19 protein-coding genes are annotated in these 20,414 nt (G+C 67.7%); 11 read left to right on the forward strand and 8 right to left on the reverse strand.

Annotation, left to right across the window (positions count from 1 at the left end; genetic code table 11):
* Positions 1-84 precede the first annotated feature (84 nt).
* The 6 genes from aceK to map all read left to right on the forward strand — a co-directional run bounded on the left by aceK (position 85) and on the right by map (position 6,616).
* Positions 85-1,815 carry a bifunctional isocitrate dehydrogenase kinase/phosphatase gene (gene aceK, locus PI990_RS10875; RefSeq protein WP_271660603.1) on the forward strand — a complete coding sequence of 577 codons (1,731 nt, stop codon included), beginning with the start codon at positions 85-87 and terminating at the stop codon, positions 1,813-1,815.
* Between the two features lie 13 nt (positions 1,816-1,828).
* Positions 1,829-2,848 (forward strand): AraC family transcriptional regulator, encoded by a 1,020-nt coding sequence (locus PI990_RS10880; RefSeq protein ID WP_271660604.1) that lies wholly within the window; start codon positions 1,829-1,831, stop codon positions 2,846-2,848.
* Between the two features lie 470 nt (positions 2,849-3,318).
* Positions 3,319-4,359, forward strand: a complete 1,041-nt coding sequence (locus tag PI990_RS10885) for a histone deacetylase family protein (RefSeq protein WP_271660605.1) — start codon at positions 3,319-3,321, stop codon at positions 4,357-4,359.
* Positions 4,356-5,441, forward strand: a complete 1,086-nt coding sequence (locus PI990_RS10890; RefSeq protein WP_271660606.1) for an extracellular solute-binding protein — start codon at positions 4,356-4,358, stop codon at positions 5,439-5,441. Before PI990_RS10885 ends, PI990_RS10890 begins: the two co-directional genes overlap by 4 nt.
* Before the next feature lie 165 nt (positions 5,442-5,606).
* Positions 5,607-5,828, forward strand: coding sequence for a ParD-like family protein (locus PI990_RS10895; protein ID WP_021221539.1), 222 nt, complete (start codon positions 5,607-5,609; stop codon positions 5,826-5,828).
* 38 nt (positions 5,829-5,866) lie between these two features.
* The gene (map, locus tag PI990_RS10900; RefSeq protein ID WP_271661288.1) at positions 5,867-6,616 is read left to right on the forward strand and encodes a type I methionyl aminopeptidase; all 750 of its coding nucleotides are present in this window, start codon (positions 5,867-5,869) and stop codon (positions 6,614-6,616) included.
* A gap of 308 nt (positions 6,617-6,924) precedes the next feature.
* Here the strand turns inward: map and PI990_RS10905 are convergent, their stop codons facing one another.
* A complete protein-coding gene (locus PI990_RS10905) occupies positions 6,925-8,094 on the reverse strand; it encodes a YbfB/YjiJ family MFS transporter (RefSeq protein WP_271661289.1) in 1,170 nt (389 codons plus the stop codon).
* Between the two features lie 102 nt (positions 8,095-8,196).
* On the opposite strand from PI990_RS10905, the gene ptrR reads away from it, so the two are divergent.
* On the forward strand, positions 8,197-9,069 hold the full coding sequence (ptrR, locus tag PI990_RS10910; protein ID WP_271660607.1) for a putrescine utilization regulator PtrR: 873 nt from the start codon (positions 8,197-8,199) through the stop codon (positions 9,067-9,069).
* Between the two features lie 647 nt (positions 9,070-9,716).
* On the opposite strand, the gene PI990_RS10915 is transcribed toward ptrR, so the two are convergent.
* Entirely contained in the window at positions 9,717-10,673 is a 957-nt protein-coding gene (locus PI990_RS10915; RefSeq protein WP_271660608.1) for a helix-turn-helix domain-containing protein, read from the reverse strand.
* Positions 10,674-10,793: 120 nt separating this feature from the next.
* Here PI990_RS10915 and PI990_RS10920 point away from each other — a divergent pair, with 120 nt between their 5' ends.
* From PI990_RS10920 to PI990_RS10930, 3 genes are all read left to right on the forward strand, one after another.
* Positions 10,794-11,420 carry a cysteine hydrolase family protein gene (locus tag PI990_RS10920; protein ID WP_271660609.1) on the forward strand — a complete coding sequence of 209 codons (627 nt, stop codon included), beginning with the start codon at positions 10,794-10,796 and terminating at the stop codon, positions 11,418-11,420.
* 123 nt (positions 11,421-11,543) lie between these two features.
* Positions 11,544-11,690, forward strand: a complete 147-nt coding sequence (locus PI990_RS10925) for a hypothetical protein (protein ID WP_021222824.1) — start codon at positions 11,544-11,546, stop codon at positions 11,688-11,690.
* Positions 11,691-11,887: 197 nt separating this feature from the next.
* A complete protein-coding gene (locus PI990_RS10930; RefSeq protein ID WP_021222823.1) occupies positions 11,888-12,022 on the forward strand; it encodes a PA1414 family protein in 135 nt (44 codons plus the stop codon).
* Between the two features lie 28 nt (positions 12,023-12,050).
* Here PI990_RS10930 and PI990_RS10935 read toward each other — a convergent pair whose 3' ends face one another.
* The 6 genes from PI990_RS10935 to speB form a co-directional block, all read right to left on the reverse strand.
* Entirely contained in the window at positions 12,051-12,776 is a 726-nt protein-coding gene (locus PI990_RS10935; protein ID WP_043245840.1) for an MBL fold metallo-hydrolase, read from the reverse strand.
* 202 nt (positions 12,777-12,978) lie between these two features.
* Entirely contained in the window at positions 12,979-14,580 is a 1,602-nt protein-coding gene (locus PI990_RS10940) for a 5-guanidino-2-oxopentanoate decarboxylase (protein WP_271660610.1), read from the reverse strand.
* A 106-nt stretch (positions 14,581-14,686) separates the two neighbouring features.
* On the reverse strand, positions 14,687-16,075 hold the full coding sequence (locus PI990_RS10945; RefSeq protein WP_043245842.1) for a sodium:solute symporter: 1,389 nt from the start codon (positions 16,073-16,075) through the stop codon (positions 14,687-14,689).
* A 144-nt stretch (positions 16,076-16,219) separates the two neighbouring features.
* A complete protein-coding gene (locus PI990_RS10950) occupies positions 16,220-17,734 on the reverse strand; it encodes a purine-cytosine permease family protein (protein ID WP_271660611.1) in 1,515 nt (504 codons plus the stop codon).
* Positions 17,735-17,758: 24 nt separating this feature from the next.
* Complete coding sequence (locus tag PI990_RS10955) at positions 17,759-18,166, reverse strand: YybH family protein (protein WP_021222818.1); 408 nt, start codon at positions 18,164-18,166, stop codon at positions 17,759-17,761.
* A 2-nt stretch (positions 18,167-18,168) separates the two neighbouring features.
* A complete protein-coding gene (gene speB, locus PI990_RS10960) occupies positions 18,169-19,128 on the reverse strand; it encodes an agmatinase (protein ID WP_021222817.1) in 960 nt (319 codons plus the stop codon).
* A 271-nt stretch (positions 19,129-19,399) separates the two neighbouring features.
* On the opposite strand from speB, the gene PI990_RS10965 reads away from it, so the two are divergent.
* Entirely contained in the window at positions 19,400-20,293 is an 894-nt protein-coding gene (locus PI990_RS10965; protein ID WP_271660612.1) for a LysR family transcriptional regulator, read from the forward strand.
* Positions 20,294-20,414: the final 121 nt, after the last annotated feature.

Here is a 20,414-nt window from a genome sequence, read left to right on the forward strand (position 1 = left end):
GCCGGGGCCGATGCAGCGGGAGCTTTTTTTCGGCGCGGGCTGTGGCTAAGCTCCGTCTTCCGAATTCCCAGCTGAGTGTTCCCCATGGCGCAGCAATGGCCGGCCGCAGATATCGCGCGACTGATCCTCGATGGTTTCGACGACTACCGTGAACATTTCCGTCAGATCACCGACGGCGCCCGTGCCCGCTTCGAGCAGGCGCAGTGGCAGGAAATCCAGCAGGCGGCCGCCGCGCGGATCGCCCTCTACGAAGAAAAGGTCAGCGAAGTCAGCGAGCGCCTGCGCAGCGCCTTCGATGAAGAGGTGCTGCTGGACGTGCAGCTCTGGCCGCTGGTCAAGAGCGCCTACATCAAGCTGATCGACCTGCGCTTCGACGACGAACTCTCGGAAACCTGGTTCAACTCGATCTTCTGCGGCCTGTTCAGCCATGACCAGATCAGCGACGGCTGTATGTTCATCCACACCACGCGGCCGTCCCTGCGTGCCCACGAGCGTGCCCCGCAGACCCGCAGCTACCACCCGCGCGGCGACCTCAAGGCGGCGCTGCTGCAGGTCCTCGACGACTACCGCTTCGCCGTGCCCTTCGACGACCTGGACCGCGACCTCGAACGCCTGGTGGCCCAGCTGCGCGACAGCCTGCCGGACTGGGTGATCAAGGACCCGGAGCTCTGCGTCGAGCTGTTCTCCTCCACCCTCTACCGCAACAAGGGCGCCTACCTGGTGGGCCGCATCTACACCCGCGACGAGCAGTGGCCGCTGGTCATTCCGCTGCTGCACCGCGAGGGCAAGGGCATCCAGGTGGACGCGCTGATCACCGACGAAGCCGACGTTTCGATCATCTTCTCCTTCACCCGCTCCTACTTCATGGTGGACGTGCCGGTGCCGGCGGAGTTCGTCAGCTTCCTCAAGCGCATCCTGCCGGGCAAGCACATCGCCGAGCTGTACACCTCCATCGGCTTCTACAAGCACGGCAAGTCGGAGTTCTACCGCGCCCTGATCAACCACCTGGCCAACACCGACGACCGCTTCATCATGGCGCCGGGCGTGCGCGGCATGGTCATGAGCGTGTTCACGCTGCCGGGCTTCAACACCGTGTTCAAGATCATCAAGGACCGCTTCTCGCCGTCGAAGAACGTCGACCGCAACACCGTGATCGAGAAGTACCGCCTGGTGAAGAGCGTCGACCGCGTCGGGCGCATGGCCGACACCCAGGAGTTCGCCGACTTCCGCTTCCCCAAGGCCAAGTTCGAGCCCGAATGCCTGGCCGAGCTGCTGGAGGTGGCACCCTCCACCGTCGAGCTGGAAGGCGACACCGTGCTCATCCGCCACTGCTGGACCGAGCGCCGCATGACCCCGCTGAACATCTACCTGGAAAGCGCCAGCGAACCCCAGGTACGCGAGGCGCTGGACGACTACGGCCTGGCCATCAAGCAGCTGGCCGCCGCCAACATCTTCCCCGGCGACATGCTGCTGAAGAACTTCGGCGTCACCCGCCACGGCCGCGTGGTGTTCTACGACTACGACGAGATCAGCTACCTCACCGAGGTCAACTTCCGCTTCATCCCGCCGCCGCGCTACCCCGAGGACGAGATGTCCTCCGAGCCCTGGTACTCGGTGGCCCCGCACGACGTGTTCCCCGAGGAGTTCCCGCGCTTCCTGTTCGCCGATCTCGGCCAGCGCAAGCTGTTCAACCAGCTGCACGGCGACCTCTACGACGCCGACTACTGGAAGAGCCTCCAGGACGCCATCCGCGCCGGCAAGGTGATCGACGTCTTCCCCTACCGGCGCAAGGAACGCCCGGACTCCATCCAGTGACGGCCTGAAGGCCATGGGCGACTCGCTGTTCTCCCGGGCCACCTGGCTCAACTCGCTGCACATGTCGACGCTCACCGTGGCCTGCCTCGGTGAGCGCGGCATCGACGCCGCCAGCCTGCTGGAAGGCAGCGGCATCACCGAGGACGACCTGCGCGCCCTGCAGCGGCTGATCAACCCCGGGCAGGAGCAGCAGGTGTTCGCCAACGCCCTGCGCCTCGCCGACACCCCGGCATTGGGGCTGGAGCTGGGCCAGCGCACGCGCATCTCCGCCTACGGCCTGCTGGGCTACGCGCTGCTTTCGGCGCCCACCCTGGGCGAGGCCCTGCGCATCGGCCTGGGCTACCCGGTGCTGTTGGGCACCTACTTCCACCTGCGCCTGGTGGAGGAGGGCGACCTGGCCTGGCTGCTGGCCAGCGGCTACGGCGAGCGCGAGGCGCTGAAACCTTTCAACACCGAACTCTGCCTCGGCTCGCTGCGGGTGACCTGTGCCGACCTGCTCGGCCAGCCGCTGCCGGTGGCCGCGCTGGAGCTGGACTACCCTGAGCCACCCGGCGCCGCGCCGCTCTACCGCCAGGCCTTCGACCGTACCCCGCGCTTTGGCCGTGCGCGCAGCGGCTTCGGCTTCCCCCGTGAATGGCTGGAGCGCCCGTTGCCCCTGGCCGATCCGGTCACCCACCGGGAAATGCTCGAACAGTGCCGCCGGCAGAACGCCGAATTCGCCACCCGCCGCGCCTGGCTGGAGCGCGTGCGCGACCTGCTCGCCCAGCGCCTGGCCGCGCCGCCGGGGCTGGAGGAGCTGGCCCGCGCCATGAACTGCTCCGCCCGCAGCCTGCGCCGCCACCTGGCCCAGCAGCAGACCAGCTACCAGCAACTGCTCGACGACCTGCGCTTCGCCCGCGCCAAGGAACTGCTGCAACAGGGCGAGCTGCCCATCTACCGCATCGCCGAGGAACTCGGCTTCAGCGAAACCGCGAGCCTGCGCCACGCCTTCCAGCGCTGGAGCGGCCAACCCCCCAGCCAGTTCCGCGGCTGAGCCCCGGCACAGACCACCCGGGGGTGTAGGGTGGATGGCGCTTCTCCCATCCACCAAACGGAGCCCCCAATCGCGCTGAATCCACCAGTATGTAGGGTGGGCCGGGCGGCGCTCCGCTTCAGCCCACCGCTTCTGTATCCCGACCCCAGACATTGCCTTCGTGCACGCCACGTCGGGTTGCACCCGACCTACAAGGGCGCGGCGTTGCGAGCCGATCGTCCCCGTGCTCCCCGTGGACACCGCCGGTGGATGAAAAGAGCGCCATCCACCCTACGTATCGATCGGCGCCGAGCGCAGCCCGGGTAGGGCGGGTGAAACCCGCGTTGCCTTTTGTCGGCGCCCGCCCATGCGCAATGCCATGGCCAGTCAGATTGGCCATTTCGATCCCCTATTGGCCGCCCGTCCCCCTGCGCAAGGGGCCTCGATCCGCCACAGAATCCATCCACCAATAACAAGATGAGGTTCCCGGCATGCTGACCGTGTACAGCGACGACCACCGTCTCCATTTCGGCCAGTCCGAACTGGTGGATGGCAAGCTCCAGCCCTGCTTCGAGATGCCCAGCCGCGCGGACACCGTGCTGGCGCGGGTGCGCCACCAGGCGCTGGGGGAGGTGATCGAGCCCCGTGACTTCGGCCTGGAACCCATCCTGCGGGTGCACGACGCCGCCTACGTGGACTTCCTCAAGGGCGCCTGGGCGCGCTGGGCCGCCGAAGGCCACAGCTGCGACATGCTGCCGAGCACCTTCCCCGCGCGCCGCCTGCGCCGTGACGGGCCCATCCCCACCGCGCTGCACGGCCAGCTCGGCCATTACTGCTTCGACACCGAGGCGCCGATCACCGCCGGCACCTGGCAGGCCGTGTACAGCTCGGCGCAGGTCGCGCTCACCGCCCAGGACCACATGCGCAACGGCGCCAACACCGCTTTCGCCCTGTGCCGCCCACCGGGCCACCACGCCGGCAGCGACTTCATGGGCGGCTACTGCTTCTTCAACAACGCCGCCATCGCCACCCAGGCCTTCCTCGACCAGGGCGCGCGCCGCGTGGCCATCCTCGATGTCGACTACCACCACGGCAACGGCACCCAGGAACTGTTCTACAGCCGCGACGACGTGCTCTTCGCCTCCATCCACGGCGACCCGCTGGTGGAATACCCCTACTACCTGGGCCACGCCGACGAACGCGGCGAGGGCGCTGGCGCCGGCTGCAACCACAACTACCCGCTGCCCCACGGCACCGGCTGGGAAGGCTGGGCCGCCGCCCTGGAGGACGCCTGCCGCAAGATCGCCGCCTACGCGCCGGACGCGCTGGTGATCTCCCTCGGCGTCGACACCTACAAGGACGACCCCATCTCCCAGTTCAAGCTGGACTCGCCCGACTACCTGGCCATGGGCCGGCGCATCGCCGCCCTCGGCCTGCCGACGCTGTTCATCATGGAAGGCGGCTACGCGGTTGAGGCCATCGGGGTGAACGCCGTCAACGTGCTGCAAGGCTATGAAGAGGTGGCCCGATGAACGCCCGCCATCTCGTCGCCCTGGCGCTGCTGGGCGCCTCCTTCAATGCTGCCGCCGAGCCGGTGGTGCGCATCTACAACTGGTTCGACTACATCGCCCCGGACACCCTGGAGAACTTCCGCAAGGACAGCGGCATCACCCCCAAGTACGACGTCTACGACAGCAACGAGGTGCTGGAGGCCAAGCTGCTCTCCGGCCACTCCGGCTACGACCTGGTGGTGCCCAGCGACGGCTTCCTGCCCAACTACATGAAGGCCGGCGTGTTCCAGCCCCTGGACAAGAGCAAGCTGCCCAACTGGAAGAACCTCAACCCGGCGCTGCTCAAGGTGCTGGCCGCCAAGGACCCGGACAACCAGTACGTGATGCCCTACATGTGGGGCACCAACGGCATCGCCTACAACCTCGACAAGGTGCGCGCTGTACTGGGCGAGAACGCGCCGGTGGATTCCTGGGAGCTGATCTTCAACCCCGACAACCTGGCCAAGCTCAAGCAGTGCGGCGTGGCCTTCCTCGACTCGCCCACCGAGGTGATCCCCGAGGTGCTGCACTACCTGGGCCTGCCGCCCAACAGCCGCAACCCCGACGACTACGCCAAGGCCGAGGAACTGCTCACCCGCCTGCGCCCGAGCGTCACCTACTTCAGCTCCTCGAAGTTCGTCAGCGACCTGGCCAATGGCGAAATCTGCGTCGCCCTGGCCTGGTCCGGCGGCGCCATGCAGGCCGCCGCCCGTGCCGAGGAAGCCGGCAACGGGGTGAAGGTGGAATACCGCATTCCCAAGGAAGGCACCGCCGCCTGGTTCGACGTGCTGGCCATCCCCAGGGACGCGCAGAACGTCGAGCAGGCCCACGCCTTCCTCAACTACCTGCTGCGCCCGGAAGTGGTGGCGCCCATCTCCGACCACGTGGCCTACGCCAACCCCAACCAGGCGGCGGACGGGCTCATCTCCGCCACCCTGCGTGACAACCCCAACGTCTACCCTCCGGCGGAGGTGCAGGCCAAGCTGTTCTCGGTGGAGATGCTGCCGCCCAAGCTGGAGCGCATCCGTACCCGCACCTGGACCAAGATCAAGACCGGTACCTGAGGCGCTCGCTCCCACGCCCGTAGGATGGCGTAGAGCGAAGCGAAACCCATCACTGCTGCAGATGATGGGGCGCAACAAAGAAGGGCCGCACTGCGGCCCTTTCTCATTTGCGATTCCAAAATGAAATGCTATGTTATGTAGCGTTTCGTATATGGATCGATTGCCATGGGTATCGTCAAGATTTCCGATGTACTGCACGAAGAGGCGCGCATCGCCTGCCGCGCCATGTCCCGCTCCATCAACGCCCAGGCCGAGCACTGGATGCGCATCGGCATGCTCGCCGAGGCCCAGCCGGAGCTGACCTACGCCGACATCATCAAGCGCCTGATGGAAGAGGCCCGCGAGCTGGAACTCTCCGCCGCGCCACCGGTGGAGGCCGTGGAGTGAGCAAGGTCACCCTCAAGAACGCCGCCGAGGTCGAGCGCATGGTCGTCGCCGGTCGCCTGGCGGCACGGGTGCTGGAGGCGCTGGATGACTTCATCGTCCCCGGTGTCACCACTGCGCAGATCGACGCCTTCGCCGAGCGCTACATAGTCGAGACCCTGCAGGCCATCCCCGGCAGCAAGGGCCAGTACGGCTACCCCTTCACCGTCAACACCTCGGTCAACCAGGTGGTCTGCCACGGCTGGCCCTCGGCGGAGGAGGTGTTGCAGGAGGGCGACATCGTCAACGTCGACGTCACGGTGATCAAGGACGGCTTCTACGGCGACACCAGCAAGATGTACTGCCTCGGCGCCATCAGCGACGACGCCCGGCGCCTGGTGCACACGACCCAGCAGTGCCTCTACGACGCCATCCGCCTGGTGCGCCCCGGCGTCACGCTGGGCGACGTCGGCCACGCCATCCAGAGCCGCGCCGAGGAGGCGGGCTACTCGGTGGTGATCGAGTACTGCGGCCACGGCATCGGCCGGCAAATGCACGAAAGCCCGCAGGTGGTCCACGTCGGCCATCCCGGCACGGGCCTGCGCCTGCAGCCGGGCATGACCTTCACCATCGAGCCGATGATCAACCAGGGCCGCCGCAGCGTCCGCACCCTCGCCGACGGTTGGACCGTCATCACCCGCGACGGCAGCCTCTCGGCCCAGTTCGAGCACACCATCCTCGTCACCGAAACCGGCTACCGCGTGCTCACCCTGCGCGAGGAAGAGCGCGACGCCTTCCCAGCGACGCCGTAGCAGACAATCCGTAGCCCGGGCTTCAGCCCGGGAGCGCGCTGCACAAAGGGCTCCCCGTAGGGCGGGTGAAACCCGCGTCGCCACCGTGCCGAGCCCTGTCGGGTTGCATCCGACCTACCACCACTCGGTACCGTAGGTTGGCGCCGAGCGCAGCGAGGCCCAACGGAGTGGGCTGGTCGTATCTTGTGGGCGCGCCACCGCATGGGTTTCGCTTCGCTCTACGCCATCCTACGGGTGTGCGCCTGCACCTTTGTAGGATGGGTAGAGGCACGAAACCCATCGATGCGGATCAGCCGGTTATCGCTCGCTTACCCCCGGCACATCGCCACGGTTTCCACCTTCACCTCTTCCCGCGCCTTGAGCATCAAGCCACCCGCCAGCAGCAGGGCGCCGGCGGCGAGCAGCAGGGCGGGGCGCAGGCCGCCGCTGAAGTGGCTGCTCAGGGCCGCCAGCAGCGGGCCGCCGAGCTGGCCCAGGGCGAAGCCGGCGGTGAGCAGGCCGACATTGCGGGCGTGGCCCAGCGGGTCGATCTCCCGGGCCCGCTGCATCACCAGCAGCATGCTGGCGAGGAAGGGCCCGCCGCAGAAGATCACCCCCAGCGCCAGCCCGGCCATGCCCGGGAACAGGCAGGCCAGCACACCGAATGCCTGCAGCCACAGTGCGCCCACAAGCCAACGCCCGGTGCTGCCGGAGCCCGTGCGGCGCAGGCTTATCAGCAGCACGCCGAGGGTGGCGATCAGGCCGAAGGCGGGCCAGAACAGGTCGGCCAGCCACTGGCCGTGGAACTGCGCGGCGGCCATCTGCGAAAGGAAGGTGGCGGGGATGATGTAGCCGATGCCCACCAGCGAGTACGCCACCAGCAGCGGGTAGAAGGCCTTCGGCCGCGGGCCCGCCTGCTGCGGCGCGGTATCGGCGCGGGCCTGCGGACGCGGCAGCAGCGGGTGGATGGCTGCGGTCAGTATCAGCGCGGTAACGCCATACAGCAGCCAGGCGCTGGACGAGCCCTGGCCCAGCAGGTTGAGCGCCAGGGCCATCAGCCCGGTGGCCAGCACGCCCAGGCTCGGCCCGGTGAAGATCAGCCCGGCCAGGCGTGGTCGACCGGCCTGCACCGCCACCTGGGCGGCCAGGGCGGTGAGCACCACCAGCACCCAGGCGCTGGCCACGCCGGCGGCGAAGCGCAGCGCCACATGGGGCCAGAAGCCGAATGCCCAGGCGGATGCGAGGGTGATGGCGACGCCGGCCCAGAGCCCGCCGAACAGGCGGCGCCGCGCCTGCTTGGGGGCGGTGGCGCGCAGGGCGTCAAGAGCGCCCACCAGGTAGCCGAGGTAGTTGGCGGCGGCGATCAGCCCGGCGCCGGTGAGGTCGACCTGGCCTTCGGCGATCAGGTGCGGCAGCTGCGGAGTAAGCGAGAAGCGCCCCACGCCCATGGCGACGAACAGGGCGAGGATGCTGGCGAGGATGCGGATGATGGGCGACATGGCGGCCTCCAGGGTGGCGATGGAAGCCATGCTAGGGTTTTGACTTGTTCAGTTAAAACGAATAATAAAGAACAACTTGTTCAACTAAAGAGAATGCTTGCCATGGAACTCAGCCAGCTGCGCATCTTCCAGGCGGTCGCCGAGGAAGGCTCCATCGCCAAGGCCGCGGTGCGCATGAGCCGCGTGCCATCGAACCTGTCCACCCGTCTGCGCCAGCTGGAGGAAGCCCTGGGCGTCGATCTGTTCCTCCGCGAACGCCAACGCCTGCAGCTGTCCGCCGCAGGCAAGGTGCTGCTGGGCTACGCCGAGCGCATGTTCAAGCTGCAGGCCGAGGCGGAGGCGGCGCTCAAGGGCGGCGAGCCGGCGGGCGACTTCGTCATCGGCTCCATGTACAGCACCGCCGCCATCCACCTGCCGGGGATGCTGGCGCGCTTCCACCGGGCCTGGCCAGCGGTCAACCTGCAGGTGCAGACGCTGCCCAGCGGCGAGCTGATCGAGGGCCTGGTCAGCGGCAAGCTCGACGCGGCGCTGGTGGACGGCCCCATGGACTACGCCGAGCTGGACGGCCTGCCGCTGTTCGAGGAAACCCTGGTGCTCATCACCAGCCTCGGCCACGCCCCGGTGACCTCGGCGGCGGATGTGCTGGGCGAGGCGGTGTACAGCTTCCGCCCGCGCTGTTCCTACCGCAAACGCATCGAAAGCTGGTTCGCCGCCGCGCGGGTGCCCATGGGGCAGATCATGGAGATCGAGTCCTACCACAGCATGCTCGCCTGCGTGGTCGCCGGTGGCGGCGTGGCGCTGATGCCGCTTTCCATGCTGCAGACCCTGCCCGGCCGCGAAGCGGTGGCGGTGCATCACCTGGCCGAACCCTTCGATCACACCACCACCTGGCTGATGTGGCGCAAGGGCATGCTCGGCGCCAACCTCAAGGCCTGGATCGAGGTGATGGACGTAGAGCCCATGCAACCCGCGTAATCATTGCCTGTAGGGGCGAATTCATTGGCTATGTCTGCGTTAAGTGTTGCTAGAGGATTTGAGCCCAACTGATTGCCGAGTTTTGTTGGTGCTTATGGTTTCGCCCCCCCGGGCGAGTCCCTTTTAACAATCGCCTTAAAAGGAACCAAAAGCGCTCGCCCCTGCATACGGGTCTGGCTTCGCCAGACTTCCCTCGCTCCATCATCGTTCCAGGGGCACGCCGCGAAGGGCCATCCCTGGCCCATCGCGGCTCTCGCGACATCCATGTCGCTCAACCCCCTACACGACGATTGCGCTCGGCCTCCTGAAAGGGGCATTTGGCCGCTGCTCCAACGTCTTCGCCAGAACTTTCATCAATGTGCGCATCACGCTCGGGCCGTAGTCGCTTCCGTAGGGTGGTGTAGAGCGAAGCGAAACCCACGCGGTGGGCGTGACAAGGAGTCATAAATGCCTGGAAAGCACCGTGCTTAAGCCCTTGTTTTAGAACCACAACAGCTAATGCAGACAGAGCCAGTTCATTCGCTCAGCGCTGCCAGATCGTGGGAGCGGATTCATCCGCGATAAGACCCGACCCTTGCACGAGGCCCGATACCCAGCGTTGGGCCTCGCTGCGCTCGGCGCCAACCTACGATGAGTTGATCGCGGGACTACGCCACGCTCCCCCGGAAGCTCTGCCGCCACGCCGAGGGCGAGACGCCGAAGGCGCGGCCGAAGTGGTGGCGCAGGGAGACGGGCGAACCGAAGCCGGCGAGGGTGGCGATTTTCTCCACGCTCTGGTCGGTGCTCTCCAGCAGGCGCTGGGTCAGGGCCAGGCGCTCGGCCAGCAGCCAGTCGCCGAGGGTGCTGCCGGTGAGCTGGCGGAAGTGGCGGCTGAAGGTGCGCCGGCTCATCAGCACGCGCTGGGCCAGGCTGTCGAGGCTGTGCTCCTGCTCCAGGTTGCTGCGCACCCAGTCCAGCACGCAGGTGAGGCGGTCGTCGCGCGGGCTCGTAGGCAGGGGTTGCTCGATGAACTGCGCCTGGCCGCCCTGGCGGTGGGGCGGCACCACCAGGCGCCGGGCCACGCGGTTGGCGGTCTCGGCGCCGCAATGCTGGCGCAGCAGGTGCAGGCAGCAGTCGATGCCGGCAGCGGTACCGGCCGAGGTGAGCAGTTCGCCGTCTTCGAGGTAGAGCACGTCCGGGTCCAGCTGCACCTGCGGGTAGCGCTCGGCGAAGTCGCGGGCCCAGGCCCAGTGGGTGGTGGCGCGGCGGCCGTCGAGCAGGCCGGCTTCGGCCAGCACATAGGCGCCCAGGCACAGGCCGACCAGCTTCGCGCCGCGCGCGTGGGCGGCGACCAGGGCGTCCAGCAGGGCCTGCGGTGGGCGTTCATCGGGGTGGCGCCAGCTCGGCACTATCACCGTGTCGGCGCTGGCGATGGCCTCCAGGCCCAGTTCGACGGCAATGGAGAAGCCCGCCGTGGTGCGCAACGGTCCCGGTTCGGCCGCGCACACGCGCAGGTCGAAGGGCGCCATCTCCGGGCAGGTCTCGCCGAACACCAGGCAGGGCACGGAGAGGTGGAAGGGGATGATGCGGTCGAACGCGACCACGACTATCACGTGTTCCTGCATGGGCGGGGGCTCCTCGGGGTTGGCCCGATATTAGCGGAAGTTGGCAGTCGGGCCACTCACCGGCTGGGGTCGTCAGGGCGAAGAATGCGCACCAACCCACCCACAACAAGGAGCTCCACCATGTCCCAGCCGAAGCGTGCGCTGATCGTCATCGATGTGCAGAACGAATACGTCAGCGGTGACCTGCTGATCGAATACCCGCCCGTGGACCAGTCCCTGGCCAATATCGGCCGGGCTATGGACGCCGCCACCGCCGCCGGCATCCCCGTGGTGCTGGTGCAGCACCTGGCGCCGGAGGATTCGCCGATCTTCGCCCGCGGCAGCCGTGGCGCCGAACTGCACCCGCTGGTGGCCGACCGCGCCCATGACCATCGGGTGCAGAAGGACTTCCCCAGCGCCCTGACCGGCACCGACCTGGGCCCCTGGTTGCGCGAGCGCGGCATCGACACCCTGACCATCGTCGGCTACATGACCCAGCACTGCGACGAATCCACCGCCCGCCAGGCCTGCCATGAAGGCTGGAACGTCGAGCTGCTGCACGATGCCACCGGCTCGGTGCCCTTCGCCAACGCCTTCGGCTCGGCCAGCGCCGAGGAGATCCACCGAGTGTTCACCCTGGTCTCCCACACCGGTTTCGCCGCCGTGGCCAGCACCGAGCAGTGGGTCGCCGCCCTGGCCGCCGGTGAGGCGTTGCAGGCGGACGATCTCTACCTCTCCAACCAGCGCGCGGTGAAGGCACGCGGCTGACGCAGCGGCAGGCCCGTCCCGGCGCTCTGGGACGGGGCTGCCGGCGTTGCAGAAATATTCCCTGAACCCTGCTGGCAGGGCCCGGTCGATGCAGTGTGCCCCTCACACGAAAAGGACCGAGCCATGGGCGAGCCCAATCCCCTCAACGTCGTCTTCAGCCTTGCCGCCGGGCTGTTCCTGGTGATCGTCCTGGCCGGCTTCGCCCGTGCCGGGGAGCTGCCGCCAGCCGATCCGCTCCACCCGGCCGAGCACGGCGCGCTCCAGGGCTAGGCTGCGTGCCCTGGGTAGCGCCGGAAACAGCCTGTGATAAATCCACGCCATGCCCCGGGGGGAAATTTGATCCAGGGCATTTTCGCTTTGGCGCGGCAGGACTACTCTGTACTTGGCAGCGGAATCGTTCCGTTCGCCGAGGGCGGCCAACCTGTCTCGGGCCGCCCGACCAACCTTTTGATCGACTGGAGGGGCCCATGAAAGCTTGGCTGAGCCATATTGCCTGGCAGTTGTCCGTGACCCTAGGGCTGACCGAGCGTCCGCGCCTGCAACCCATCCCCGTTCGCAGCGACGAGCAACGTCGCCTGGCCGAGCAGCGTCGGCGCCGCTAGGGCGCCGGTTCAGCAGCGCCTTGCGCGGTCAGTCGTGCGCCTTGAACCAGGCACCGATCAGTTCGCGCAGACGCTCCCCGGAGAAGCTCGGGAAATGCCCGCCATGCACGGTGCGAACCGGAAGGTCGCGCAGCCGTGCGAGGCTCTTCGCGTAGTCATCCAGATTCGAGTGGTAGGCGTCCTCGATCAGCGGCCCGTCATAGACGATATCGCCGCTGAACAGGGTGCCGGTCCGCTCTTCCCACAGGCTGATGCCGCCGGGTGAATGCCCGGGGGTGTGCAGCACTTCGAGTGTCCTGTCCCCCAGGTCCAGCACATCGCCTTCCTCGATCAGCCGCGTGGCCGGCGCCGCCTTGACGCGGTACTCGGCGTAGCACAGCGGGCAGTCCGGGTGCGCCTCGAACATCTCGTCGCCGACGAAGGCGCGGGCCAGGGTGTTGTCGCCGTCCGGTGCGGCGAGGATGTCCGCCTCGGCGGGGTGCACCAGGCGTTCGTCGAACTCGTGGTGCCCGGCGATATGGTCGAAGTGGGTGTGGCTGGCCACCGCCAGCAGCGGGCGTTCGGTGAGCCAGGGCAGCTGCTCGCGCAGGCTGACCAGGCCCGAGCCCGAATCCACCAGCACGTCGCGGTCGCGGCCCTGCACGTGCCACAGGTTGCAGCGGTAGAAGGGCCTCACATAGGGCTCGCTGATCAGGCTGACGCCGTCGTAGAGATGCTCGACCTCGAACCAGCGGTCTCGGCTGACGATCTTCATCGGGGGCTCCCTTGTTGTGGTTGTGGGGGCAGCATACCTGTCCGGTGCGGGCCATGGCGGTGGCGTTTCCAGCATGGGCCTGTGCCGCACCCTGCTCCGCCTGGTGGAGGTAAAGAGCGACCTCCACTCTACGACTGTGGGAGCGAATTCATTCGCGAAACGCCCCCGCACGTAGCCCGGGCTTCAGCCCGGGAGCCCGGTTTCACGGTGCAAAGGGCGCGGCTTCGGCCACCTCGATGATCAACGGCCGGTCGCTTGGTGCATTGCGCAGCAGTTCCTGCAGGTGCGCGTGGTCGCGGGCCTTCTCGGCCTGGCAGCCAAAGCCGCGGGCGATGGCGATGAAGTCCGGGGTGTAGATGTCCACGCCCAGCGGGGTGATGTCGCGGCGCTCCATGTAGCGCTTGATCTCGCCGTAGCCCTGGTTGTTCCACAGCAGCACGATCACGCCGACCCGCGCTTCCACGGCGCTGGCCAGTTCCGGCAGGGTGAACTGGATGCCGCCGTCGCCCATCAGGCTGATCACCGGGCGGCCCGGTTCGGCCAGCTTGGCGCCGATGGCTGCCGGCAGGCCGTAGCCCAGGGTGCCGTAGCCGGTGGAGGCGTTGAACCAGCGGCGCGGGCCGTCCAGCTCCACCAGGTGGTTGCCGCTGTACACGGTCTGGGTCGAGTCGCCGACGAAGCGGGCGTCCGGCAGGGTCTCGAGGATGCAGTCGAACAGCTGGCGGTAATGGGCCCAGCCGGAGAAGTCCTCGGCCAGTTGCGCGCGCACCCCGGCGGCGCGCTGGGCGCCCGGGCTGCTGGTGCTGGCCTCCCGCGCCGGCAGTTCGGCCAGCAGCACGCGCATGGCCAGGCGGGCGTCGCTGTGGATGGCCAGGGCCGGGGCGTGGTTGCGCACCAGCTGCTGCGGGTCGATGTCGATGCGGATCAGCTCGCCGCCGATGCGGAAGTTGCCGTCGAACACCACGTCATAGTCGGTTTCGCCCAGCTCGGTGCCGATGGCCAGCACCACGTCGGCCTCCAGGGCCAGCTGGCGCACCGGGATCAGCGATTGGTTGCTGCCCACCAGCAGCGGGTGGTCGGGTTGCAGCAGGCCCTTGGCGTTGATGGTCAGCGCGGTAGGGGCGTCCAGCGCGGTGGCCAGGGCGCGGGCCTCCGCCTGGGCCTCGACGCAGCCGCCGCCGAGCAGCAGCAGCGGGCGCTTGGCGTTGCGCAGGCGGCTGGCGGCTTCGCGCAGCTGGGCCATGGCCGGGGCCGGGCGCGAGAGGGCAGGGCGGGGCTGCACCTGCAGGTGCTCGGCGGGCGCGGTGATGATGTCCAGCGGCAGCTCGATGTGCACCGGGCGTGGACGCTGGCTGTCGAACACGGCGAAGGCGCGGGCCAGCACGGCCGGCAGCTCCTCGACGTTCATCAGGGTGTGGCTGAAGGCGGCGACGCCGGCCACCAGGGCGCGCTGGTTGGGCAGCTCGTGCAGGTAGCCGTTGCCCAGCCCCAGGCGCGAACGCTCGTTGACGCTGGAGATCACCAGCATGGGGATGGAGTCGGCGTAGGCCTGGCCCATGGCGGTGGTGATGTTGGTCATGCCCGGGCCGGTGATGATGAAGCACACGCCCGGCTTGCCGGAGACGCGCGCGTAGCCGTCGGCCATGAAGCCGGCGCCCTGTTCGTGGCGCGGGGTGATGTGGCGGATGCCGCTGCCGGGCAGGCCGCGATACAGCTCGACGGTGTGCACGCCGGGGATGCCGAACACGGTGTCGACGCCCCAGGCTTGCAGTTGCTTGACGAGGAATTCACCGCAGGTGGTCATGGCAGGTTCCTTGCTCTTCCGGTCTCGAATAAAACGAATCCCGGCCTGCGGGCGCAGGCCGGAATTCCAGGGTGGCCGCCGGGATGGTGCGGCCGTTCACGCAAACTCAGGCCAGGCTGGTGCTGGCCGCCGGGCGACGGGACAGCAGGCTGACCAGCACGAAGCTGACCAGGCCCACCGCCAGGCTGTAGTAGATCGGGGTGTTGGCGTCGAGGCCATCGATGACCATGAAGGCGAGGACGGTGGCGAAGCCGAGGACCATGCTGGTTATGGCGCCGACGGTGGTGGCGCGCTTCCAGTAGATGGCGCCGATCAGCGGGATGAGCATGCCGCCCACCAGCATGTTGTAGGCCACGGTCAGGGCGCTGATGACGTCGCTGACCACCAGGGCGATGCCGAGCATCACCAGGCCCAGCAGCAGGGTGGCGACGCGGTTCTCGTGCACGTCGCCGTTGCCGCTCTCACGGCCTTTGCGCAGCAGCGGCAGCAGGTCCTGAGTGATGGTGGTGGAGGCGGCCAGCAGGCCGGCGCTGGCGGTGGACATCAGCGCGGCCAGGGCCGCGGCGATGACCAGGCCGCGGATGCCGTTGGGCAGGCTGTGCTCGACGACGCTGGCGAAGGCGTTGTTGACGTTGTCCAGGTCCGGCAGCAGCACCTTGGCGGCCATGCCGATCAGGGCGCCGGCCAGGCCGTAGAGGATGCAGTAGAGGCCGGCGGCGGTGCCGGCCACCTTGGCCACGCCCTCGCTGCGGGCGGTGAACACGCGCTGCCAGATGTCCTGGCCGATGAAGATGCCGAAGAAGTAGATGAGGAAGTAGGTGACGATGGTGTCCCAGCCGATGGCGGTGAAGTCCAGGTAGCTGGCGGGCAGCTTGTCCATCATGGCGCTCCAGCCGCCGGCGTCGCTGATGGACATGGGCATCAGCAGGAACACCAGGCCGATGGTCATGATCAGGAACTGCACGATGTCGGTCAGGGTCAGCGACCACATGCCGCCGATGGTGGAGTAGAGCACCACCACGCCGCCGCCGATGAGGATGGCGACCCAGAAGTGCAGGCCGAACAGCACCTGCATGACGGTGCCGATGGCGATGGTCGAGGTGGCGCCGATCATCAGCGCGTAGACCAGCATGATCAGGGCGCTGGCGTGACGCGCGGCGGGGTTGTAGCGGCGCTCCAGCACCTGGGTGACGGTGTAGATCTTCAGCTTCAGCAGCGGCTTGGCGAGGAACAGGCTGAGGCCGACGATGCCCAGGCCGATGGCGCCGCAGAGCCAGAAACCGGAGATGCCGTGGACGTAGCCCAGGCGCACGGTGCCGATGGTGGAGGCGCCGCCGAGCACGGTGGCGGCCATGGTGCCGAGGTAAAAGCCCGGCCCCAGGTTGCGCCCGGCCACCAGGTAGTCGTCACGGGTCCTGGCGCGGCGCATGCCGTACCAGCCCAGGGTGAGCATCGCGGCTACGTATAGCAGTACGACGAAGATATCCAAGGCCATTGTTCAGCTCTCTCTTTCTCATTGTTGTAGTTCAGGCGGGTCAGGCCTGGCGTAGCACGTGGCGGGTGCAGCACCGGGGCGGTTGCCCCGGGTTGGGCGAGTCACCGGCGGCCGGGCTCCGGCCACCGCTGCACGGGATGCGGATCAGGCGATTTCAGCATTGCCCAGGCCGCTGGGGGCGCGCTTTGCGCGTACCCAGCGCGGGCCCTTTGGGCCGTACACCTCGGCGGGCTCGGGGAACAGGTTGAGCAGCGCCAGGTAGAGCAGGGCGGCCATGCCCAGGGTCACCGGCAGGCTGATGTCGATGCCGCCGGCCAGCTCGCCCAGCGGGCCGACGAACTGCCCCGGCAGGTTGACGAAGCACAGGCCCACCAGCGCGCTGGGAACCCAGGCGCCCATGCCGCGCCAGTTCCAGCCGTTGTGGAACCAGTAGCGGCCGCCGGTCTCGCCGCGGGTAAACACCTGCAGGTCGTCCGGGCAGTAGAAACCACGGCGGATCACCAGGCCGAGGATCATGATCACCATCCAGGGGCTGGTGCAGGTGATGATCAGCACGGCGAAGGTGGACACGCTCTGCACCAGGTTGAAGGCGAAGCGGCCGATGAAGATGAAGGCGATGGACATCAGCCCGATCATCACCGTGGCCTGCACGCGGTTGAGCAGGCGCGGGAACACCGAGGACATGTCCAGGCCGGTGCCGTACAGAGAAGTGGTGCCGGTGGACATGCCGCCGATCACCGCGATCAGGCACACCGGCAGGAAGAACCAGGTCGGCGAGACGGCCAGCAGGCCACCGACGTAGTTGTTCTGCGCGATGTAGTCCGGTGCCTGGACGGCGACGATGGTCGCGGTCACCAGGCCGAAGAAGAAGGGGATCAGGGTCGCCAGCTGCGCACCGATCACCGCCAGCATGATGCGGCCCTTGCTCGCCTCGCGGGGGATGTAGCGCGCCCAGTCACCGAGGAAGGCGCCGAAGGACACCGGGTTGCTCATGGCCAGCAGGGCGGCGCCGATGAAGGCGGCCCAGAAGCCCTCGCTGCCCACCTGCACCGAGCCCGCGTAGCTGGCGTCGAAGGGGCCGGCGAAGGCGAAGATGCCCAGCAGGAACAGCGCGCTGGCGCTCCACACCGCCACCTTGTTGACCCACAGCAGGAAGCGGAAGCCGTAGATGCACACCGTCAGCACCAGCACCGCGAACAGGCCGTAGGCCAGGCCCAGGGTCAGGTCGGTTTCCGGCAGGCCCATCAGGCGCTTGGCACCGCCGATCAGCGCGTCGCCCGAGCTCCACACCGAGAGGGAGAAGAAGGCGATGGCGGTGAGCAGGGAGAGGAAGGAGCCGACGATCCGCCCGTGCACGCCGAAGTGGGCGCCCGAGGAGACCGCGTTATTGGTGCCGTTGAGCGGGCCGAACAGGCCCATCGGCGCGAGGATCAGCGAGCCCACCACCACACCCAGGAGGATGGCCCACACGCCCGCCTCGAAGGACAGGCCGAACAGCACCGGGAAGCTGCCCAGCACGGCGGTGGCGAAGGTGTTGGCGCCGCCGAAGATCATGCGGAACAGGTCGACTGGCGTGGCGTTGCGTTCGTGATCGGGGATCTGCTCGACACCGAAGGTTTCGATTCGGGTCAGGCTTTGCTCGTTATTGTTGTTATGCATCGTTGTTCTCCCGGGGGAGCCTCATCAGGTTTGGGGCAGGTGCTCCGGCATTGCCGACAAGTGCTCATGACAGGCCAGCCAACGGCCCTGTTCTTGTTGTTGGCGGAAGACGATGGTCTCCCGTTCCAGGCTCGTGATCGCCTCGCCGCCCACACGCAGGCGGGTGACCACGTCGTGCATGAAGATCGCCACCTCGCCCTGCAGGCTCAGCAGCGGATTGCGCGATTCGCAGCCCAGCACGCGGAAACCCTCGCGTTGCCAGGTGTCCCAGAGTTCGCGGTAGGCCGCGCGGCCCTGCAGCACACCGGGGGTGGTGTGGAACAGGAAGCTGGCGTCCTCGCTGAAGGCGGCGAAATAGGCCTCGGTGTCGTTGCGGGCGAAGGCGGCCACCAGTTCCCTGGCGGCCTCCATGACCTGGGCGTGGCGGTCCATGCTCAGCGGTGCTCCACGCCGGGGAGGATGCAGAGCATCTCGTACAGCAGGTTGGCGCCCAGCAGCGAGGTGTTGCCGGTGGTGTCGTAGGGCGGGGAGACCTCGACCAGGTCGCAGCCGATGATGTCCAGGCCCTGGCAGCCACGGATGATCTCGATCGCCTGGATGGTGGTCAGGCCGCCGATTTCCGGGGTGCCGGTGCCGGGCGCCCAGGCCGGGTCGATGCCGTCGATGTCGAACGACAGGTACACCGGGCCGCCACCGACCTTCTCGCGCACTTCGGCCATCAGCGGGGCCAGCGACTTGTGCCAGCACTCCTCGGCCTGGACCACGCGGAAGCCCTGCTTGCGGCTCCAGTTGAAGTCCTCGGCGGTGTAGCCCTGGGCGCGCAGGCCGATCTGCACCACGCGGTCGCAATCGAGCAGGTCCTCTTCCACCGCGCGGCGGAAGGTGGTGCCGTGGGCGATCTTCTCGCCGAACATGTGGTCATTGACGTCGGCGTGGGCATCGATGTGCACCAGGCCCACCTTGCCGTGCTTCTTCTTGATGGCACGGAGGATGGGCAGGGTGATGGTGTGGTCGCCGCCCAGGGTCAGCGGCAGGATGCCGTGGCCGAGGATGCGGTCGTACTCCTCCTCGATGATGCGCACGGCGTCGAGCAGGTTGAAGGTGTTGATGGCGACGTCGCCGATGTCGGCCACGTTCAGCGAGTCGAAGGGCGCGGCGCCGGTGGCCATGTTGTAGGGGCGGATCATCACCGATTCGGCGCGGATCTCGCGGGGGCCGAAGCGGGTGCCGGAGCGCAGGGAGGTGCCGATGTCCAGGGGCACGCCGACGAAGGCGGCGTCCAGGGCGTCGAGTTCGGCAGGGGTCTGGATATGGGGCAGGCGAAGCATGGTGGCGATGCCGCCGAAACGGGGCATTTCATTGCCGCCCAGGGGCTGGTGGAGTTTCTTGTCCACGGGGTGGCCTCACGTTTGTTGTGGTTGTCGTGGGCCGATTCTGGTGACCTGGCGACGCGGGAAGAATCCCCACGGGCAAATAATCACTTCAGGTATTTCTAAACTATCCGCAGCGGGTAGACTGCGCCGATCTGTCGCAGGCGCGTCGTGATCGTGGGAGCGGATTCATCCGCGAAACGCCGCAACGCGGCGCCTGGGCGGGCCTGCGGCCCGCATCGCGAATGAATTCGCTCCCACCGAGCCCCGTAGCCGATAGTTTTGCCGGAGCCCCATGTCCAACACCCTCCCCGATATCAAGCTCCTGCGCATCTTCGCCACGGTGGTGCGCAACCAGGGCTTCGCCGCTGCGCAGCAGGAGCTGAACCTCTCCACCTCGGCCATCAGCACCTACATGAGCCAGCTGGAAGCGCACCTGGGGCTGACTCTCTGCCACCGTGGCCGGGGCGGCTTCAGCCTCACCAGCAAGGGCGAGCTGTTCTACCAGGAGACCCTGCGCCTGCTGGGCGAGCTGGAGGGCTTCGAGCGCTATTCCGCCTCCCTCAAGGGCGAGCTGCGCGGCACCCTCAACCTCGGCGTGCTCGATTCCACCGTCAGCGACCCGGCCCTGCCCCTGGCCGAGGTCATCGGCGCCTACAGCCGGGAACACGCCGGCGTGCACCTGCACCTCTCGGTGATGAGCCCCTACGACCTGCAACTGGGTGTGCTCGACAACCGCCTGGACCTGGCCATCGGCGCCTTCTCCACCCGTATGAACGGCCTGGTCTACCAACCGCTGTACCGCGAACAGCACTGGCTCTACTGCAGCGACCGCCACCCGCTGTTCACCGAGCGGCGCATCCCCGCCGAGGTGATCACCCAGCAGCGCATGGTCGGGCGCGGCTACTGGAGCCAGGCGGAGCTGGCGCGCCACGGCTTCAAGCACAGCGCGGCGACGGTGGAGTCCATGGAGGCGCAGCTGATCTTGGTGCTCTCCGGCGCCTACATCGGCTACCTGCCCGAGCACTACGCCCAGCCTTGGGTCGACCAGAAGCGCCTGCGGGGCCTGCTGCCGGCCACCTTCGGCTACCAGGCGCCGTTCTCCATGATCCTGCGCCGGGGCCGTGCCCGCGAGCCGCTGATCGTCACCTTCCGCGACCTCCTGCGGGCCCAGTTGAACCTGCACTGAGCTGCCGCTTCGCTGGCGTTTCCCTGACGCTCGTGGGGCGCCTGATCCGTTGATGCCAAAATAATGGCTGGCGCCTCTGGCGGCCTTGCAACCCTGTGCTAGACCTAATTTCTGTGAGTCA

The organism is Pseudomonas sp. TUM22785, assembly GCF_028198105.1.
Classification (GTDB): Bacteria; Pseudomonadota; Gammaproteobacteria; order Pseudomonadales; family Pseudomonadaceae; genus Metapseudomonas; species Metapseudomonas solani.

Bases quoted from the DNA above. Each gene is read 5' to 3' on its own strand.
- PI990_RS10935 (WP_043245840.1), bottom strand. From the start codon at position 12,776: ATGAAGATCGTCAGCCGAGACCGCTGGTTCGAGGTCGAGCATCTCTAC.
- PI990_RS10905 (WP_271661289.1), bottom strand. From the start codon at position 8,094: ATGTCGCCCATCATCCGCATCCTCGCCAGCATCCTCGCCCTGTTCGTC.
- PI990_RS10915 (WP_271660608.1), bottom strand. From the start codon at position 10,673: ATGCAGGAACACGTGATAGTCGTGGTCGCGTTCGACCGCATCATCCCC.
- PI990_RS10945 (WP_043245842.1), bottom strand. From the start codon at position 16,075: ATGGCCTTGGATATCTTCGTCGTACTGCTATACGTAGCCGCGATGCTC.
- PI990_RS10920 (WP_271660609.1), top strand. From the start codon at position 10,794: ATGTCCCAGCCGAAGCGTGCGCTGATCGTCATCGATGTGCAGAACGAA.
- aceK (WP_271660603.1), top strand. From the start codon at position 85: ATGGCGCAGCAATGGCCGGCCGCAGATATCGCGCGACTGATCCTCGAT.
- PI990_RS10930 (WP_021222823.1), top strand. From the start codon at position 11,888: ATGAAAGCTTGGCTGAGCCATATTGCCTGGCAGTTGTCCGTGACCCTA.
- PI990_RS10925 (WP_021222824.1), top strand. From the start codon at position 11,544: ATGGGCGAGCCCAATCCCCTCAACGTCGTCTTCAGCCTTGCCGCCGGG.
- PI990_RS10895 (WP_021221539.1), top strand. From the start codon at position 5,607: ATGGGTATCGTCAAGATTTCCGATGTACTGCACGAAGAGGCGCGCATC.
- PI990_RS10885 (WP_271660605.1), top strand. From the start codon at position 3,319: ATGCTGACCGTGTACAGCGACGACCACCGTCTCCATTTCGGCCAGTCC.
- PI990_RS10940 (WP_271660610.1), bottom strand. From the start codon at position 14,580: ATGACCACCTGCGGTGAATTCCTCGTCAAGCAACTGCAAGCCTGGGGC.
- PI990_RS10950 (WP_271660611.1), bottom strand. From the start codon at position 17,734: ATGCATAACAACAATAACGAGCAAAGCCTGACCCGAATCGAAACCTTC.
- PI990_RS10880 (WP_271660604.1), top strand. From the start codon at position 1,829: ATGGGCGACTCGCTGTTCTCCCGGGCCACCTGGCTCAACTCGCTGCAC.
- PI990_RS10890 (WP_271660606.1), top strand. From the start codon at position 4,356: ATGAACGCCCGCCATCTCGTCGCCCTGGCGCTGCTGGGCGCCTCCTTC.
- map (WP_271661288.1), top strand. From the start codon at position 5,867: ATGGTCGTCGCCGGTCGCCTGGCGGCACGGGTGCTGGAGGCGCTGGAT.
- ptrR (WP_271660607.1), top strand. From the start codon at position 8,197: ATGGAACTCAGCCAGCTGCGCATCTTCCAGGCGGTCGCCGAGGAAGGC.
- PI990_RS10965 (WP_271660612.1), top strand. From the start codon at position 19,400: ATGTCCAACACCCTCCCCGATATCAAGCTCCTGCGCATCTTCGCCACG.
- PI990_RS10955 (WP_021222818.1), bottom strand. From the start codon at position 18,166: ATGGACCGCCACGCCCAGGTCATGGAGGCCGCCAGGGAACTGGTGGCC.